Here is a 15,013-nt window from a genome sequence, read left to right as displayed (position 1 = left end):
CCCTTGAACGAACGCCCGATGTCCAATGCCATACGCCCCTCGGCCTGCCCGGGGTTGCTGCGTATCGTCCAGGCGCTGGATGGCGGTATCTGCCGGATCAAGCTCGATGGCGGTTCGATCACGGCCGATCAGGCCGATGCGGTGGCCAATGCCGCCGGGCGGTTTGCCGGCGGGGTGATCGAGGCGACCAACCGGGGCAATCTGCAGATCCGCGGCATCGGCGACCAGTCCGCAGCGCTGATCGACAGCCTGTTGGCCGCCGGTCTCGGGCCGCGAACCGCAGCGGGCGACGACGTGCGCAACCTGATGCTCAGCCCGGCTGCCGGCATCGACCGACAGATGCGCTTCGATACCCGTCCATTGGCCGGGCAGATCCTCGAGACCCTGCAAAGCCATCCCCGTTTCCATGAACTGAGTGCCAAATTCGCCGTGCAACTGGACGGCGGTGAAGCACTGGCGATGCTCGAACATCCCCATGATCTGTGGTTGTCGGCATTCAGAAACGGTGAAAACACGTTGTTGGCGTTCGGTCTGGCGGGTTGTCCGACGGATCGACCGCTGGCTGCTGTGGCGCTTGCGGACGGACATGCGCTGGTGGTCGCGGTGCTGGAGTTGTTCCTCGAACTGGCCCGACCGGAGCAGACGCGGATGCGTCATCTGCTGGATGAATGCCCGGTGCCGGTGTTCCTCGAAAAACTCGGTCAGCGGATCAGCCTGCAAAGCGTCGGCGAGTGGCAGCGTGAATCCGCGCCGGAAGGCTTGCAACTCGGCGTTCATCCTCAGCAATGGATTGGTCAGGTGTATATCGGTGCCGCACCAGTGCTTGGTCGTCTCGATCCGGCCATGCTGCGTGGCGCCGCGCAACTGGCCAGAACCTTTGGCGATGGCAGCCTGCGTTTCACCCCTTGGCAGAGTCTGTTGTTGCCCAATGTGCGTGAGGCGGATGCCGCTCAAGTGCTCGATGCACTGAGCAAGCTGAACCTGCTGACCCAGATTGACGACCCGCTGTCGCACCTGATCGCCTGTACCGGCTCCAACGGCTGCGGCAAAGGCCTGGCCGACACCAAACACGATGCCCGCCTGCTGGCTACGCTGTTGCCACACGCCGTGGATGTGCACTTGTCCGGCTGCCCGCGTTCCTGCGCCGCTGCGCACCGGGCTGCAGTGACTTTGCTGGCGGTCGCTCCCGGTCACTACGATCTCTATTTTCGCGATGCAGCGACGCCCGGTTTCGGCGCGCTGCACGCTCACAACCTTACTATCGAAGCGGCCGCGACCTTGCTCGCCGCCCGCTCACGGAGCCCCCTTGATGCTTGATTACATCCGCGACGGTCAGGAGATCTATCGCAACTCCTTCGCGATCATTCGCAGCGAGGCCAACCTGGCTCGCATCCCGGCCGACCTGGAAAAACTCGCGGTGCGGGTAATCCACGCCTGCGGCATGGTCGAGGCCATCGACGGGCTGCAATTCTCCGAGGGCGCGGGCAAGGCCGGGCGCGATGCGCTGGCTGCCGGTGCGCCGATTCTGTGCGATGCGCGGATGGTTTCCGAAGGCGTGACCCGTGCGCGCCTGCCGGCCAACAACGAGGTGATCTGCACCCTGCGCGACGACCGCGTGCCGGAGCTGGCGCGCGAGCTGGGCAATACTCGCTCCGCTGCCGCTCTGGAACTGTGGCGTCCGCATCTGGAAGGCAGCGTGGTGGTGATCGGCAATGCGCCGACCGCGCTGTTCTATCTGCTGGAAATGCTCGACGCCGGCGCGCCGAAACCGGCGCTGATCCTCGGCTTCCCGGTGGGCTTTGTCGGCGCTGCCGAATCCAAGGCCGAGCTGGCAGCCAACAGCCGTGGCGTGCCGTTCGTGATCATGCAGGGCCGCCTCGGCGGCAGCGCCATGGCCGCCGCTGCGGTCAATGCCCTCGCCACGGAGATCGAATGATGCAGGCCAAGGGACGTTTGATCGGCCTGGGCGTCGGTCCCGGAGATCCGGAACTGATTACCGTCAAGGCCCTGCGCCTGCTGCGCGAGTCGCCGGTGGTGGCGTATTTCGTGGCCAAGGGCAAGAAGGGCAACGCATTCGGCATCATCGAAGCGCACCTGCAGGACGCGCAGAATCTGTTGCCGCTGGTGTACCCGGTGACCACCGAAGTGCTGCCGGCGCCGCTGTCCTACGAACAGGTGATCAGCGATTTCTACGATGACGCGGCAGAGGAAGTGGCCGCGCATCTGGATGCCGGTCGCGACGTGGCGGTGATCTGTGAAGGGGATCCGTTCTTCTACGGCTCCTACATGTACCTGCATGATCGCCTCGCCAGCCGTTACGAAGCCGAAGTGGTGCCGGGCGTCTGCTCGATGCTTGGCGGCGCTTCGGTGCTGGGCGCGCCGCTGGTGTATCGCAATCAGAGCCTGTCGGTGCTGTCCGGTGTGCTGCCTCATGACGAGCTCAAGCGCCGCCTGGCGGATGCCGATGCGGCGGTGATCATGAAGCTGGGGCGCAATTTCCCGAAAGTGCGCGACGTGTTGGCAGAACTGGGTCTGGCCGAGCGTGCGCTGTACGTCGAGCGCGCGACCATGGCCAACCAGAAGATCGTGCCGCTGGACGAGGTCGAGCCGATGTCGTCGCCGTACTTCTCGCTGATCATTGTTCCCGGCGAACGGTGGCAAGGCTGATGACTCACTCCACACCGGCCATCGTCATTCTCGGCCAGGGCGCGCTGGCCACGGCCCGTCGTCTTCAACAGGTCTATCCGGGCGCGCAGATTCATGGCCTCTCCGGGCGCGTCGAAGGTGCCGACCTGACTTACAGCGAGTTCGGCGCGACCCTGCGCGAGCTGTATCAGCAGGACACACCGATCATTGCCCTGTGCGCGGCCGGCATTGTCATTCGTACCCTGGCGCCGCTGTTGCTGGAGAAGGGCGTCGAGCCAGCGGTGCTCGCCGTGGCTGAAGACGGCAGCGCCGTGGTGCCGTTGCTCGGCGGCCTCGGCGGGGTGAATGTCATGGCCCGCGAGATTGCGTCTGCGCTTGAAGTCGCAGCGGCGATCACCACCAGTGGCGAACTGCGTTTCGGCACCTGCCTGCTTAACCCGCCCGGCGGTTATGCCCTTGGCGATCTGGAGCAGGGCAAACGCTTTGTCTCCGATCTGCTCGCCGGTCACAGCGTGCGCATCGATGGCGCCGCACCCTGGCTGGTTCAGGCGCAGTTGCCGGAAGATCCACAGGCGCAGCGCTCGATTCATGTCGGCAGCGATGCTCGCGTGGCGAGTTCCAGTGAGTTGCTGATTTATCCGCGCAGCGTGGCGGTTGCGGTCGGTTCAGAAGTGACTGACCTGCCGGGCTCGATTCGCGATGCGTTGCAGCAGGCCGGGGTGGCGATTCAATCGCTGGCCTGTCTGGTGGCGGCCGATGTTCAGATGGCCAGTCCGGCATTGCGTGAAGCTGCGCTTGAATTGGCGGTGCCTCTACGCTTTGTTGCGCCAGCGAGTGACATCGGTGAGCTTGCCCATCATGCCGTCCCCGGGGCCCGAATCATTTCGACGGCCCAAGACCTTGCCATCGCCGTGGCCGAACAGCCGCTGGACGTTTCACAGGTCGGTCGTCCGCGCGGACGTCTGGCAGTCATCGGCCTTGGCCCTGGTGCGGCGGAGCTGATGGTGCCGGCGGTGAAAGCCGAACTGGCCCGAGCCACCGACGTTCTCGGCTACGAAACCTATGTGCGCATGGCCGGCCCGTTCCGCGACGATCAGGTGCAGCATTGCACCGACAACCGCGAAGAAATGCAGCGCGCCCGCCATGCATTCAGGCTGGCCGCCGAGGGTCGTTCGGTGATTGTGGTTTCGTCGGGCGATCCAGGCGTGTTCGCCATGGCGGCGGCGGTGCTCGAAGCGTTGCACGAATCGACGGATCCGGCCTGGCACAGCGTCGACCTGGAAATCCTGCCGGGTGTTTCCGCGTCGCTTGCCACCGCCGCTCAGGCCGGTGCACCGCTGGGGCACGATTTCTGCGTGATGTCGCTGTCGGACAACCTCAAACCGTGGTCGATCATCGAAAAGCGTCTGGATCTCGCTGCCGAGGCCGATCTGGCATTGGCGTTCTACAACCCGATCTCCCGCGCCCGTCCGTGGCAACTGGGGCGCGCGCTGGAAATCGTCGCGCAGCATCGCGCGCCGCAAACGCCGGTGGTGCTGGGTCGTGATATCGGTCGTCCGGGGCAGACACTGCGGGTGACGACGTTGGGTGCGCTGACACCGGATCAGGTGGACATGCGCACGATGGTGCTGATCGGTTCGTCAACCACCTGCACGTTCCCTCGGGCCGAAGGCGGGGAGTGGGTATATACGCCGCGTTGGTATGGCGAGAAACCCAATACCTGAGACATGAAAAAGCGGCTCTTCGGAGCCGCTTTTTCATTTCATGTCATGGGTGGCGGGTCAGCCAAGATAACCCTTCACCCCGGTAAAGATGATCTGCGCAGCCAGTGCACAGACAAACAATCCCATGAGCCGGCTGACGATCTGCAACCCCTGATCGCCAAGAATCCGCTCGATCCGGTTCGACAGATACAACACCACGCCGACGGTAAAACTGGCGAGCGCGATGCTCATGATCGCGATCAGCTTGTCATCCCAGTGCGGCTGGCTGACGCCCATCACCAGCAGCGCACCGATGGTGCCGGGGCCGACGGTCAGCGGGATGGTCAACGGGACGATGGTCACGTCCTGCTGCACATTGTCGGCCTGCACTGCCGACTTGCCCTGGGCCATGCCCAGCGCCGAGATGAACAGCACGCTGCCGGCGCCGATGCGGAAGGCATCCACGGTGATGCCGAACACGTCGAAGATCACCCGCCCGAACAGGTACAGCAACACGCTCGATACCAGGGTGGCGATCGCTACTTTCCAGGCCAGGCGCCGTTGTTCCTTGCGCGAATAACCCCGGGTCAGGCTGATGAAGCAGGACAACACGAAGAACGGGCTGTAGAGCACCAGCATCTTCAGGTAAACGCTGAACAACACATGGAGCATGGTTAAAACTCGCGCGGGCGGAAGTTGAACGGAGTCTATCAGGCGGATCTGGCGTCATCACGGCAAGATCCGTTGGGAAGGTGGCCGCTCGCCGAGATCAGGGTGTTCGTGCCGTCGTGCGATTTTGCTGATCACGCTGGGCCACCCAGTGCTCGATCAGCTCGCGCAGTTGCGACAGTTCCACCGGTTTGGCCATGTGCCCGTCCATGCCGGCCTGGCGCGCACGCTCCTTGTGTTCGGCGAGGATGTGCGCGGTCAGTGCGACGATCGGCGTACGGATGCGCTGATTGCCGACTTCCCAGGCCCGCAGTTGCTGGGTGGCGGAGAAGCCATCGAGGATCGGCATTTCGCAATCCATCAGCACCAGGTCGTAGCGCTGGGCCTTCATGGCCTGCAAGGCTTCTTCGCCATTGCTGGCGGTGTCCGGTTGCAGGTTGAGTTTGCCTAGCATGCCGCGAATCACTTTGGTGGAAATCGTGTTGTCTTCGGCGACCAGAATGCGGAAATCGCTCGGAACCTTGACGGCCGTGGCCGGGCCGGTCGGTTGTGGCTGGAATACCGCCTGGCCGCGATTGCGTTGGTTCAATTCGTCGGCCAGCGTGGTCTTGAGGGTATAGCCGGCCACCGGTTTGGCCAGGATGCGTTTGATCCCCGAATTGCGCGCGATGATCTTGCTCGGCGCATTGCTGATGCCGGTGAGCATGATCAGCAGGATGTCGTGGTTCAGGCTCGGATCTTCCTTGATCTTGGCCGCCAGTTGCATGCCGGTCATGCCGGGCATGTTCTGGTCCAGCAGGACCACGTCGAAGTAATCCCGCAGGTGCGCCTTGGTGCGCAGCAGGGCCAGCGCTTCCTTGCCCGACGGCACCGCACTGACGTTCAGGCCCCAGGCGCTGCACTGTTGCACCAGCACTTTGCGGCAGGTGTCGTTGTCATCGACCACCAGTACTCGAGCGCCTTGCAGCGGGCTGTCGAGATCGGAGGTCGGGTGCTCCAGGCGATCGGGGTCCAGCGGCAGGGTCAGCCACAGCGTGCTGCCCTGGGTGGCGCCGCTCTTGATGCCGAACTCGCCCTGCATCAGGCGGATGAGTTGCCGTGCGATCACCAGCCCGAGATTGCCGCCCAGCCGGTTGGCCGACAGGAAGTGCTTGCTGTGCAGCTCGGCGTGCATCAGCGCATCGCGCTCTTCCTGGTCCATCGGCTGGCCGCTGTCCTGCACGGCAATGCGCAGGCGCGGCTTGGTGCTGCGCTCATCGAGGGCGACCACCACCAGCACTTCGCCTTCTTCGGTTTTCTTCAGGGCGTTTTCCAGCAGGCTCAGCAGCGTCTGGCGCAGACGCGTCGGGTCACCGCTGATGACCCGTGGCACTTGTGGCTGGATGAAGCTGATCAGCTCGACGTTCTGCTGCTCGGCCTTGGCGCGGTAGATGCTCAGGCAGTCGTCGATCAACGCGTTGAGGTCGAACTGCACGTCGTCCAGCTCGATCTGCCCGGACTCGAGGCGAGAGATGTCGAGGATCTCGTTGATCAGGGTCAGCAGTTCGTTGCCGGCGCTGTGAATGGTCTGCACGTAGTCGCGCTGCTTGACCGACAGCGGCGTGCCGAGCAGCAGTTCGGTCATGCCCAGCACGCCGTTCATCGGGGTGCGGATCTCGTGGCTGATCTTGGCCAGGAATTCGGCCTTGGCATTGATCTCGGCGTTGCTCGCGGCGAGGTCGCGGCTGATGCTGAAACGGCTTTCGGTGATGCTGCGCTGGCGCTCGCCGAGGGCGATGCTCATCAGCAGGCCACTGATGCAGATGAATCCCATCAGGGTCATGATCAGGCCTTGCGGCGCCACCAGGGTCAGCCCCAGCAAGGCCGGGAGGATGATCAGCGTGCCAATGTTGAACACCACCATCGCGGCGACGAACAGCCGGGCAGGGCGGTAGCCTTTCTGCCAGTGATAGAACGCCACCAGCAACATGCTCAGCCCGGCCAGAGCCACCAGCGCGTAGGTGATGATGTTCAGCGGCAGGGTGTTGACGAACAGCAACAGCAGGCTGCAGATCACGATGAACAGGATATCGCCCAGCAGCAGCTTGTTCAGCGGATGAGGGCCGAGCGGGGCAAAGAAGCGGTAGGCGAACATCAGGCCGGCCGGTGCGGTCAACAGCAGGGCCAGGTAGGCGCCAGGGGTCTGGATCGCATGCCAGTTCGGCAGCCAGGGGCCGGCGAGGTTGAGCAACAGCAGCAGGCTCAGGCTAAGCAGGCCTTCACACACCGCCAGCCACAGGCTGCTGCGCGAACGGGTGTAGGCGTAGCGGATCAGGTTGTGCAGGATCAGCATGGCGAGGCAGCCGAACAGCAAACCGTAGATCAGCGTCTGGTTATGGTTGGCCGCGCCCATCACCGCCGATTGCAGGGTGATGTACGGACGCAACTGGTGGTCGGAGACCAGTCGCAGATAGACGTCGAGGGACTTGTCACTTTGCGGCAACGGCAACAGGAAGTCGCTGCTGGGCAGCGGACGTTCGATCTGAGCCTGGGTGGTGCCGGTTTCCCGCTGTTCGATCAGCCGGTCGCCGTCGAGCACGTACAGGTTGAGGTGTGACAGGTCGGGGGCGAAGATGCGCAGCACTTGTTCGTGCTTGCCGGGCGCCAGTCTGAAGCGCAGCCATAATGCGCCGTCGGGTTCGGCCGCGGTGAGGCGGTCAAGCTCGATGGGGCTGAATTGATTGGTGTAGCGGGCGGAGCGAATGTCGCTCAGCTGGAGGTTGCCCTGATCGTCGAGCAATACCGACCAGCCACTGCCTTGCGCGGCCTGGGCCGGGAGCATGCAGAGCAAGGTCAACAGTGTGACGGTGAAACCTATGGCAATCCTGAGCCAGCGCACGGCGAAATCCCTTCGTAGGTTGATGCCAGAATATAACGATGCGCAGCGTCGGAACAGTCCGGCAAGGACCAAGGGCCCTTGCCGGAAACACAGCGTAGCTTATTACCGGTTTTCGCCGCGTTCACGGGCAATGGCACGGTAGCCGATGTCGGTGCGGTAGAAGCAGCCTTCCCAGTCGATGGCCTTGGCCAGTTTGTAGGCCTGCTCCTGGGCAGCGCCAACGCTGGCACCCATGGCGGTGGCGCAAAGCACCCGACCACCGGCCGTCACGACCTTGCCGTCCTTGAGCGCAGTACCGGCGTGGAAGACCTTGCCTTCCAGTGCGGCGGCTGCGTCCAGACCGTTGATCGGCGCGCCCTTGGCGTAGTCGCCCGGGTAACCGCCGGCGGCCAGCACGATGCCGACGCTCGGACGTGGATCCCACTGCGCTTCAACCTTGTCCAGCGCCTGGGCCAGTGCCGCTTCGACCAGCAGCACCAGGCTCGACTGCAGGCGCAGCATCACCGGCTGGGTTTCCGGGTCGCCGAAGCGGCAGTTGAACTCGATGACCTTCGGATTGCCGGCCTTGTCGATCATCAGACCGGCGTACAGGAAACCGGTGTAGACGTTGCCTTCCTCGGCCATGCCGCGCACGGTCGGCCATATCACCTGGTCCATCACGCGCTGGTGCACGTCGGCGGTGACAACCGGAGCCGGGGAGTAAGCGCCCATGCCGCCGGTGTTCGGGCCGCTGTCGCCGTCGCCGACGCGTTTGTGGTCTTGGCTGGTGGCCATCGGCAGAACGTTCTTGCCGTCGACCATGACGATGAAGCTGGCTTCTTCGCCGTCGAGGAATTCTTCGATCACGACGCGGGAACCGGCGTCACCGAAGGCATTGCCGGCGAGCATGTCGCGCACGGCGTCTTCGGCTTCGGCCAGGGTCATGGCGACGATCACGCCTTTGCCGGCGGCGAGGCCGTCGGCCTTGATCACGATCGGCGCGCCTTTTTCACGCAGATAAGCCAGAGCAGGCTCGATCTCGGTGAAGTTCTGGTAATCGGCGGTCGGGATCTTGTGGCGAGCCAGGAAGTCCTTGGTGAAGGCTTTCGAGCCTTCCAGCTGCGCGGCACCGGCAGTCGGACCGAAGCAGTCCAGGCCACGGGAGCGGAACAGGTCGACGACGCCGGCAACCAGCGGAACTTCCGGGCCGACGATGGTCAGGGAGACGTTCTTCTCGGCGAAGTCAGCGAGCTGCTCAAGGGCCAGCACGTCGATGGCGACGTTCTCGCACTTGGCTTCAATCGCGGTGCCGGCGTTGCCTGGAGCCACGAAAACCTTCTGCACACGCGGATCCTGAGCCACTTTCCAGGCCAGTGCGTGTTCGCGGCCACCGCTGCCAATGATCAAAACATTCATTTCAAAAACCTCGGATGACGCTAATTCTGTTTTAGAACCTGAAGCGCTTCACGCTCCAGGAGGTCGCAATGAAGTCGGTAGATGCAAGGCGGAGTCGACCTCGGTGAGCGGAGTTGCCTTTTGGCAATGAGCATCATCGAGGTCGGCTCCAACGCAGCAGATGCCGGCTTCAGTGCGGCCGTTGTCTGATTAGTGACGGAAGTGGCGCATTCCGGTGAACACCATCGCGATGCCAGCCTCATCAGCAGCAGCAATCACCTCAGCATCACGCATCGAACCACCCGGCTGGATCACCGCCGTGATACCGACCTTGGCCGCATTGTCCAGACCGTCGCGGAACGGGAAGAACGCGTCCGATGCCATCACCGAGCCGGCCACCTGCAGACCGGCGTGCTCAGCCTTGATCGCGGCGATACGCGCCGAGTTCACGCGGCTCATCTGGCCGGCGCCGACACCGATGGTCTGACGGTTCTTGGCGTAGACGATGGCGTTGGATTTGACGAACTTGGCCACTTTCCAGGCGAAGATCAGGTCGTGGACTTCCTGTTCGGTCGGGGCACGCTTGGTCACCACTTTCAGGTCGTCGGCGCCGATCATGCCGATGTCGCGGCTCTGGACCAGCAGGCCACCGTTGACGCGCTTGTAGTCCCAGGCCGGAACACGATCAGCCGACCACTCGCCGCAGGCCAGCAGGCGTACATTGGCCTTGGCTGCAACGATGGCGCGGGCTTCTTCGCTGACGCTTGGAGCAATGATCACTTCGACGAACTGACGCTCGACGATGGCCTTGGCGGTCTCGGCATCCAGTTCACGGTTGAAGGCGATGATGCCGCCGAATGCCGACTCGGTGTCGGTGGCGTAGGCCAGTTCGTAGGCCTGACGGATGCCGCCTTCGGCGTCCGGGCTTACGGCCACGCCGCACGGGTTGGCGTGCTTGACGATCACGCAGGCCGGTTTGACGAAGCTCTTCACGCATTCCAGCGCGGCGTCGGTGTCGGCCACGTTGTTGTACGACAGCTCTTTGCCTTGCAGCTGGGTGGCGGTGGCGATGCCGACTTCGGCAGGCTTGGCTTCCACGTAGAACGCCGCGCTCTGGTGCGGGTTCTCGCCGTAACGCATTTCCTGGGCCTTGATGAACTGGCTGTTGAAGGTGCGCGGGAATTCGCTGCGACCTTCAGTGCTGAGGGTGTCAGCAGCCTGGTTCACGGTGCCCATGTAGTTGGCGATCATGCCGTCGTAGGCGGCGGTGTGTTCGAACGCCTTGAGCATCAGGTCGAAACGCTGAGCGTAGGTCAGGCCGCCGGCCTTGAGGTTTTCCAGGACGTTGGCGTAGTCGCTGGCATTGACCACGATGGCCACGTCTTTGTGGTTCTTGGCAGCGGAACGGACCATGGTCGGGCCGCCGATGTCGATGTTCTCGATCGCGGTCGGCAGGTCGCAGCCTGGCTTGCTGATGGTGGCTTCGAACGGGTACAGGTTGACCGCTACCAGATCGATCGGCTTGATGCCGTGCTCGTTCATGATGGCGTCATCGATACCGCGACGACCGAGGATCCCGCCGTGGATTTTCGGGTGCAGGGTTTTCACCCGACCGTCCATCATTTCTGCGAAACCGGTGTAATCCGCGACTTCCACTGCGGCCACGCCGTTGTCCTGCAGCAGTTTGAAGGTCCCGCCGGTGGAAAGGATTTCCACGCCCAGGGCTTCCAGCTCCCTGGCGAATTCGAGGATCCCGGTCTTGTCGGAAACACTGATCAAGGCGCGGCGGATCGGCAGGCGGGTAGTCTGGTCGGTCATCTCAATTTCCATCAAAAGCAAGGGAAGTCAGCAAAAAAGGCGACCGGTTTTACGCGGGCGCCTTTCTGGTTGGATTGAATGCTTACAGCAGATCGTACTGCTTGAGTTTCTTGCGCAGCGTGCCGCGGTTGAGTCCGAGCAGCTCGCTGGCCTTGGTCTGGTTGCCCTTGACGTAGTTCATCACGCTTTCGAGCAGGGGAGCCTCGACTTCGGAGAGCACCAGGTTGTACACGTCCGTGACGGCTGCGCCCTCAAGGTGGGCGAAATAATTGTGCAGCGCCTTCTCGACACTCCCGCGAAGGGTCTGGCCTTCTTCGCTCGGGGTATTGAGGTGCTGTTTCAAATTCACGTTGTCGCTCACGGGTGTTGTTCCACTCACTAAAGTCTCGGTCATCATCGTCATGCGGCCACCCCTTCTCCGTCCCCTGTCAGGCTCTTGTAACGTTCGGCGAAGAACTCCCGAACGTTGGCGCATTGTGTTTCCGTACCATCCAAACGATTGAAACGGGCGCGAAACTCCTTGGCGCCCGGCAAGGTTGCGAGATACCAGCCCACATGCTTTCGGGCAATGCGTACGCCCATCACGTCCCCATAAAAGGCGTGGAGGGCAGCCAGATGCTCAAGCAGAATGCGTTCCACCTCGGACAGCTCCGGCGCCGGCAGTTTTTCGCCGGTACGCAGGAAGTGTTCGATCTCACGAAAAATCCACGGCCGCCCCTGGGCAGCCCGGCCGATCAACAGGCCATCGGCACCGGTCGCGTCGAGCACGTAGCGGGCCTTTTCCGGCGATACGATGTCGCCGTTGGCAAAGACCGGAATCGACACCGCCTGCTTGATCGCGGCAATGGTGTCGTACTCGGCCTCGCCGGTGTACAGGTCGGCGCGGGTGCGGCCATGCACCGCCAGCGCCGTGATTCCGGCCTGCTCGGCGATCTTCGCCACCGTCAGGCCGTTCTTGTTGTCGCGATCCCATCCGGTGCGGATCTTCAGGGTTACCGGCACATCAACCGCAGCCACCACGGCGTGCAGGATCTCGGTAACCAGTGCTTCATCCTTCAATAATGCGGAGCCGGCGGCCTTGTTGCAGACCTTTTTCGCCGGGCAACCCATGTTGATATCAATAATCTGTGCGCCCAGCTCGACGTTGGCCCGGGCCGCATCCGCCAGCATCTGCGCGTCGCCACCGGCAATCTGTACCGAGCGTGGCTCGGGATCGCCTTCGTGGATCATGCGCATGCGCGACTTGCGGGTATTCCACAGGCTCATGTCGCTGGTGACCATTTCCGAGACTACAAGCCCTGCGCCCAATCGCTTGCACAACTGACGAAAGGGCTGGTCGGTGACACCCGCCATGGGGGCGAGGATCAAGCCGTTCTGCAATGTATATGGGCCGATGCGTACCGCCGACATAGGACTTCCCTGAAGTGGGGCCGGATCATGAGAGTTCGAAAAAGGGTTGGCATGATACCCGCTCTCGATGACTGGATAAAGGCTGAATTGAACAAAATCTGAACAGTCATTTCGTTATTGCCTGCGGTTTGGTCGTGCAGGGCAAAGTCAGAAAACTGCCGTCAATCCTGGAGCGCTGAAGTGTTTCACTCGGGGGAGTGGAAACTCAGACTGTAGTTCACCGCTTTCGGCCCCGGATCGAGGATGTCCAGAGCGATGTGGATGGGCGTTTGCGGCGGCATTTCCGCCATGCCCTCGAGATCGCCGTTGAGGTATTCACCGGGTTTGAATCGGCGACTGGCGATCAGGTGGCCGTTGAGGTCGGCAAAGCGCAACTCCAGCAGCGGAAACGGTTGCGAGAACGGGGCGCGGTTGTAAATGATCGCGTCCACTACCAGCGCACCGCTGAATTCCGGGTGGCTGCGTACCACCAGGTTGCTGCTCTTGATCTTGGCGATATCGACCTTGGACGGCACCGTGCAGCCAACTTGCGGGCACAGTTGCTGGAACCACGGGCGGTACTGGTCCTGGCGGGCCAGTTCGTCGAAGTGATAGGCGATGTACTGGCCGGCGAGACCGGCGGCAGCCAGCAATACCAGCAACAGCCACAGCAGGCGTCGGCCCCAGGGCGAGCGGCGTTTTTGCCAGTCCAGTTGCAACGGATCGTCGGTCAGGTCCTGCAAAACCTCGGCGCGCACGCCGGGTTCGTCACGTTCGCGCTTTTTGCGTGGGGGTTCGATTGCAGGCAGATCGTCGTCGACGTCTTCGCTGGCCGACAGGCGCTCATGGCGGGCGGAAGGGTCGATCGGATCGTGCAGGCGCAGTTGCGGAATGGGAGGCTCGTCGTCGAGGTCTACCGGTTCCAGCGACAGCGAAGGCTCGGTGCGTTCCGGTTTCACCGGTTCGAAATCGGCGACTTCGGCTGTGTGTTCAGACTCGATGGTCCGCTCGTCCGCCGGTTCGCTGAACAGGCTGCCTGACCACGGCTCGTCTTCCGGTTCATGGCTGTCGCGGCGAGCACTGAGGGATTCCTCGCGTGCACGGCCGAATTCGGTGGTCGGCTGGATTTCCCGCTGCTCGAGGCGGGCCAGTTCTTCGTCCAGATCAAGGCTGTCGAGATCGAGCTCGGCCGCACTCCACTGCTTCTGGCTGATGGCGCGAGGTTCGGGTGGTTCGATTGGCTCCGGTTGTCTGGCGACGACCGGCGCTTCGATAACCGGTGCCGGTTCGACAATGGCTGGCGCTACCGGCGTGACTGCTTCCTTGCCTGCGCGTTGCTCAAGCAGCTGTTTGGCGGCGTTGAACACTTGCAGGCAGGAGCCGCAACGAACCACCCCGCGGGCCACGCTCAATTGAGTGTGGCTGACGCGGAAACTGGTTTGGCAATGCGGGCACTGGGTGACGAAGCTGTCGGTCATGCGGCGATCCGGATTGAGCAGGCGGTCATTCTAGCGCCGACGGCCAGTGATGCGCACCCAGCCATCACGATTGGCGATCGGGTCAAGATCGAAGTCCTGCGCGTAGGCGGCGGCGACTTCTTCGCCCTGTTCGGCGAGGATCCCGGACAGCGCCAGACGGCCGCCGGACTTGACCAGACCAGACAGTTGCGGTGCCAGGGAAACCAGCGGGCCGGCCAGGATGTTGGCCACCAGCACGTCGGCTTTGACCTGCGGCAGATCCTCCGGCAGGTACAGCGGGAACAGCTCGTCGGCAATGCCGTTGCGACCGGCGTTGTCGCGGGAAGCTTCCAGCGCCTGAACGTCGATGTCGGTACCGACCGCTTCTTTCGCGCCGAGCAGCAGGGCGGCGATGGCCAGAATCCCCGAGCCACAGCCGAAGTCGAGCACGTTGCAATCTTTCAGGTCCTGACCGTCCAGCCATTCCAGGCACAGGGCGGTGGTCGGGTGGGTGCCGGTGCCGAAGGCCAGACCCGGATCCAGCAGCAGGTTGACCGCGTCAGGTTGCGGCGCGGCGTGCCAGCTCGGCACGATCCACAGGCGCTGGCCGAATTGTATCGGCTGGAAACCGTCCATCCAGCTGCGTTCCCAGTCCTGGTCTTCGATCACTTCGCTGTGATGCTCGGGCAGCGGGCTGCCGGTCAGCAGTTCCAGATGGGCCAGTACCGGAGCGGCTTCGGTGCCGCCCTCGAACAGGGCCAGCAGGTGAGTGTGCGCCCACAGCGGGGTGGTGTTGAGTTCCGGTTCGAAGATCGGCTGATCTTCGGCGTCCATGAAGGTCACCGAAACGGCGCCCACTTCAAGGAAAGCGTCTTCGTAGGTTTCGGCTTGTTCTGGGCTGATGGCGAGACGGACTTGCAGCCAAGGCATGGCGGGCACCTGTGAAAAAGATTGATTGCAGCCTAGCGGCCTGCGAGAAGCGCGCAAGTTTACGCGAGCGCGACGGTTTTGTGGGAGCGGGGAATGTGTGAGCAGATGAAACCTGCAGAAACAACAAGGCCGCCCGAAGGCGGCCTTGT

General features: G+C 63.0%; 12 protein-coding genes. 4 read left to right on the top strand and 8 right to left on the bottom strand.

All coding sequences use genetic code 11. The features are described 5' to 3' along the window. Positions 1–18 precede the first annotated feature (18 nt). From cobG to cobJ, 4 genes are read left to right on the top strand one after another with little or no spacing between them, the layout of a single operon-like run. A complete protein-coding gene (gene cobG / locus AC07NR_RS13980; protein ID WP_423204815.1) occupies positions 19–1,317 on the top strand; it encodes a precorrin-3B synthase in 1,299 nt (432 codons plus the stop codon). Beyond that, entirely contained in the window at positions 1,310–1,936 is a 627-nt protein-coding gene (locus tag AC07NR_RS13975) for a precorrin-8X methylmutase (protein ID WP_423204816.1), read from the top strand. The genes cobG and AC07NR_RS13975 overlap by 8 nt, the downstream gene beginning before the upstream one ends. Then, positions 1,933–2,667 carry a precorrin-2 C(20)-methyltransferase gene (locus tag AC07NR_RS13970; protein ID WP_372238685.1) on the top strand — a complete coding sequence of 245 codons (735 nt, stop codon included), beginning with the start codon at positions 1,933–1,935 and terminating at the stop codon, positions 2,665–2,667. Before AC07NR_RS13975 ends, AC07NR_RS13970 begins: the two co-directional genes overlap by 4 nt. Continuing rightward, positions 2,667–4,370, top strand: a complete 1,704-nt coding sequence (cobJ, locus tag AC07NR_RS13965) for a precorrin-3B C(17)-methyltransferase (RefSeq protein ID WP_495078789.1) — start codon at positions 2,667–2,669, stop codon at positions 4,368–4,370. Before AC07NR_RS13970 ends, cobJ begins: the two co-directional genes overlap by 1 nt. A gap of 57 nt (positions 4,371–4,427) precedes the next feature. On the opposite strand, the gene AC07NR_RS13960 is transcribed toward cobJ, so the two are convergent. The 8 genes from AC07NR_RS13960 to prmA all read right to left on the bottom strand — a co-directional run bounded on the left by AC07NR_RS13960 (position 4,428) and on the right by prmA (position 14,864). Next, the gene (locus tag AC07NR_RS13960) at positions 4,428–5,021 is read right to left on the bottom strand and encodes a MarC family protein (RefSeq protein ID WP_119429392.1); all 594 of its coding nucleotides are present in this window, start codon (positions 5,019–5,021) and stop codon (positions 4,428–4,430) included. A 97-nt stretch (positions 5,022–5,118) separates the two neighbouring features. Beyond that, positions 5,119–7,896 (bottom strand): hybrid sensor histidine kinase/response regulator, encoded by a 2,778-nt coding sequence (locus AC07NR_RS13955; RefSeq protein WP_495078788.1) that lies wholly within the window; start codon positions 7,894–7,896, stop codon positions 5,119–5,121. Between the two features lie 102 nt (positions 7,897–7,998). Then, entirely contained in the window at positions 7,999–9,291 is a 1,293-nt protein-coding gene (purD, locus tag AC07NR_RS13950; RefSeq protein ID WP_248738471.1) for a phosphoribosylamine--glycine ligase, read from the bottom strand. Positions 9,292–9,480: 189 nt separating this feature from the next. Further along, complete coding sequence (gene purH, locus AC07NR_RS13945; protein WP_102688348.1) at positions 9,481–11,088, bottom strand: bifunctional phosphoribosylaminoimidazolecarboxamide formyltransferase/IMP cyclohydrolase; 1,608 nt, start codon at positions 11,086–11,088, stop codon at positions 9,481–9,483. Between the two features lie 82 nt (positions 11,089–11,170). Further along, positions 11,171–11,491, bottom strand: a complete 321-nt coding sequence (gene fis, locus AC07NR_RS13940; RefSeq protein ID WP_003186237.1) for a DNA-binding transcriptional regulator Fis — start codon at positions 11,489–11,491, stop codon at positions 11,171–11,173. After that, positions 11,488–12,498 (bottom strand): tRNA dihydrouridine synthase DusB, encoded by a 1,011-nt coding sequence (gene dusB / locus AC07NR_RS13935; protein WP_085711228.1) that lies wholly within the window; start codon positions 12,496–12,498, stop codon positions 11,488–11,490. Before dusB ends, fis begins: the two co-directional genes overlap by 4 nt. A gap of 185 nt (positions 12,499–12,683) precedes the next feature. Then, positions 12,684–13,955 carry a DUF3426 domain-containing protein gene (locus AC07NR_RS13930; protein WP_248738469.1) on the bottom strand — a complete coding sequence of 424 codons (1,272 nt, stop codon included), beginning with the start codon at positions 13,953–13,955 and terminating at the stop codon, positions 12,684–12,686. A 30-nt stretch (positions 13,956–13,985) separates the two neighbouring features. Further along, entirely contained in the window at positions 13,986–14,864 is an 879-nt protein-coding gene (prmA, locus tag AC07NR_RS13925) for a 50S ribosomal protein L11 methyltransferase (protein ID WP_495078787.1), read from the bottom strand. Positions 14,865–15,013: the final 149 nt, after the last annotated feature.

This window comes from Pseudomonas sp. GW821-FHT09C09 (assembly GCF_059418105.1).
Note: the sequence above shows the minus strand (reverse complement) of the source record. Positions and strands in the feature narration are given on the sequence as shown.

Bases quoted from the DNA above. Each gene is read 5' to 3' on its own strand.
- cobJ (WP_495078789.1), top strand. From the start codon at position 2,667: ATGACTCACTCCACACCGGCCATCGTCATTCTCGGCCAGGGCGCGCTG.
- prmA (WP_495078787.1), bottom strand. From the start codon at position 14,864: ATGCCTTGGCTGCAAGTCCGTCTCGCCATCAGCCCAGAACAAGCCGAA.
- AC07NR_RS13930 (WP_248738469.1), bottom strand. From the start codon at position 13,955: ATGACCGACAGCTTCGTCACCCAGTGCCCGCATTGCCAAACCAGTTTC.
- fis (WP_003186237.1), bottom strand. From the start codon at position 11,491: ATGACGATGATGACCGAGACTTTAGTGAGTGGAACAACACCCGTGAGC.
- dusB (WP_085711228.1), bottom strand. From the start codon at position 12,498: ATGTCGGCGGTACGCATCGGCCCATATACATTGCAGAACGGCTTGATC.
- purH (WP_102688348.1), bottom strand. From the start codon at position 11,088: ATGACCGACCAGACTACCCGCCTGCCGATCCGCCGCGCCTTGATCAGT.
- purD (WP_248738471.1), bottom strand. From the start codon at position 9,291: ATGAATGTTTTGATCATTGGCAGCGGTGGCCGCGAACACGCACTGGCC.
- AC07NR_RS13970 (WP_372238685.1), top strand. From the start codon at position 1,933: ATGATGCAGGCCAAGGGACGTTTGATCGGCCTGGGCGTCGGTCCCGGA.
- AC07NR_RS13975 (WP_423204816.1), top strand. From the start codon at position 1,310: ATGCTTGATTACATCCGCGACGGTCAGGAGATCTATCGCAACTCCTTC.
- AC07NR_RS13960 (WP_119429392.1), bottom strand. From the start codon at position 5,021: ATGCTCCATGTGTTGTTCAGCGTTTACCTGAAGATGCTGGTGCTCTAC.
- cobG (WP_423204815.1), top strand. From the start codon at position 19: ATGTCCAATGCCATACGCCCCTCGGCCTGCCCGGGGTTGCTGCGTATC.